Here is a 2123-nt window from a genome sequence, read left to right on the forward strand (position 1 = left end):
TAGTGAGCTTTTTGTTTGGGGTTATATTCGTATCTTCCAAATGGAGATAAACGTTCTATTAATTTATCTTCTATTTCTTTAAATTTGTCTGGTGATATTTGTATTTCTTTCTTTATTAATTGACTTAGTACTTTTTTCTCTTCGGCAAGTTTTTTTCTTTTTTCTTCCTCTTGTTTCTTTATCATTTCAGCTTGTTCTTTTAATGGTTGTATGTAAGAATTAAATAACTTTTCTAATTTTTCAGCGTTTTCTTTAGTATCTTTTATATATATTGAGTAGCTTTCTGGATAAACTTTAATTTTACCTGCTGAAGTTAGGTTTGATTTTATAAATGTCTTTATTGAAGAAAAAATACCTTTACCAAGATAGGTGATTATATCGGAAGGTATTACCAGGATTTTTTCAGAAGCAACTTTTATGTTTATTAGATTACGCTTATTTATATACATAAGATTATATTCGTCTAAAACTGTAGTAAATATTTTATTTATAGGTATAGGTTTTCTTATGGATATATAAACCTGTTTATCTTTATAAGATACAGCATCATTGTCCCATATAACATTTTTATCTTCTAATTTTGATAATGCATCAACTACTGTTCCTAATTTAGCCCCGTAAAATTCTCCAGTTATCTTTGTTTGTGCAATTGATACAGAAGTTAATGCAAAAATAAATAAAATTGTAAGAGTCCTTTTAATCTTTTTCATCGTTCATCCCCACCAAATTTTAAATCTTCTTTTGAGATTCCAAATTTATCTTTCATCAATTCTTCCGGATTTTCATTTACTTTAATAAGCTTCGCTCCTGAATTTTCTTCAATTACAAGGTATTTATTTCCTTTATTATCTTTAATGTATCCAACACTATTTCCTATGTTATAAAAGTATTCGTTTTGGGCATACGATATTGTAATAATTAAAACATTTAGTAATAAAAATAAATTTTTCATTTTGTCATCTCCTGAGAATAAAATGTTGATACGTTCATATTTATTTTTACTGCTTCTTTTTCTGTTTTTAAAGAAATATCATCTATTATTAACAACCTTTTGGAACTGGACAATTCTTTTATGTATTTTAGTAAGTTTTTTGGTGAACCTATCAGGTCTAAATTTACAGTTATACGTTTTAATTGAATTTCATTTTTCGTATTAATTCCTTTTTTATGGAGCTTTTTATTTTTTTCTGACTTTCTTATAAATAAAGTTTTATTTTGCTCATCATAGCTTACATAAACTGTTTCTTCTTTTGATATGTTAAATTTATTTAAAATAAGATTGGATTTGTAAACATTACTTGCAGTGAATTTTAAAATTTTGTCAACCTCAGCTTTATCAGGTATTATAGTTTTTAATATCTCAAGTTCCTTTTTTTTCTCTTTTATCTTTTTTTGGATTTCTTCTATATTTTTTTCAATTTCAATTATTTTCTCAGGGATAGCTCGTCTTTTTAAATAACTAACTTGGGATTTTAACTGGGAAACTTCTTTACTAAGTTTTTCCTTTTCAGAAAGAATAGGCTCTAATTTAAACATATATATCAAATAAATTATTATTCCTGTGAAAAATAATACTATGATAAACTTTTTCCAGTTTTCTAAAGCAAACCACTGTAGTTTTAGCTCTTCAAAATTCACATTAAATTCCCTCCTTACTTAAACCGCTGGTGATGAACCTGAAGCTGTAAAATGAATTTAGTTTATTAGATTTTCGCTCAATAGATTTAAAACTTATTACCTTAAAGTAATTATCTAAGTTTTCATAAAACTCTGATATCTTTACAGGATTTAAAGAAAACCCATCAAATTTAAACTTTGACCTGGATATATATAAAGAATTTAGCCATATTCCACTGGGTATACTATTGTAGGCTATCTTGAAGTACATACTGAAGTCTTCTTTTTGCTTTGAAAACTCTTTATATATCATTTTTTTTAATTCCAGTTGATAAAGAATATTTTTAAATGAAGTGTATTCTCTATTTAGTCTGCTTATTTTTTGCTGTACAGCCTTATATTTTTTCTTCTCTGTTAAAAGATTATTTTTTTCAGTCTTTAGAGAGTCAATAATTTTTGATTGATAAAAAGTAAATATTACAGTTATTAGAATTAATATAATTGGC

Annotated in this window: 3 protein-coding genes and 1 pseudogene; all 4 read right to left on the reverse strand. The window is 25.4% G+C overall.

The window, feature by feature from the left end; translation table 11 throughout:
• A pseudogene (locus HG1285_RS03790) lies at positions 1–710 on the reverse strand (hypothetical protein); the annotation flags it as partial.
• Positions 707–952: a hypothetical protein gene (locus HG1285_RS03785; RefSeq protein WP_008288794.1), complete on the reverse strand. Its 246-nt coding sequence runs from the start codon at positions 950–952 to the stop codon at positions 707–709. The pseudogene HG1285_RS03790 and the gene HG1285_RS03785, both read right to left, overlap by 4 nt.
• Positions 949–1638 (reverse strand): hypothetical protein, encoded by a 690-nt coding sequence (locus tag HG1285_RS03780; RefSeq protein ID WP_008288795.1) that lies wholly within the window; start codon positions 1636–1638, stop codon positions 949–951. The genes HG1285_RS03785 and HG1285_RS03780 overlap by 4 nt, the downstream gene beginning before the upstream one ends.
• A gap of 1 nt (position 1639) precedes the next feature.
• A partial coding sequence (locus HG1285_RS03775) for a PilN domain-containing protein (protein ID WP_008288796.1) occupies positions 1640–2123 on the reverse strand: 484 nt, incomplete at its 5' end.

The organism is Hydrogenivirga sp. 128-5-R1-1 (assembly GCF_000171895.1).

Excerpts from the sequence above, each read along its gene's own strand:
- HG1285_RS03785 (WP_008288794.1), bottom strand. The coding sequence starts at position 952 with ATGAAAAATTTATTTTTATTACTAAATGTTTTAATTATTACAATATCG.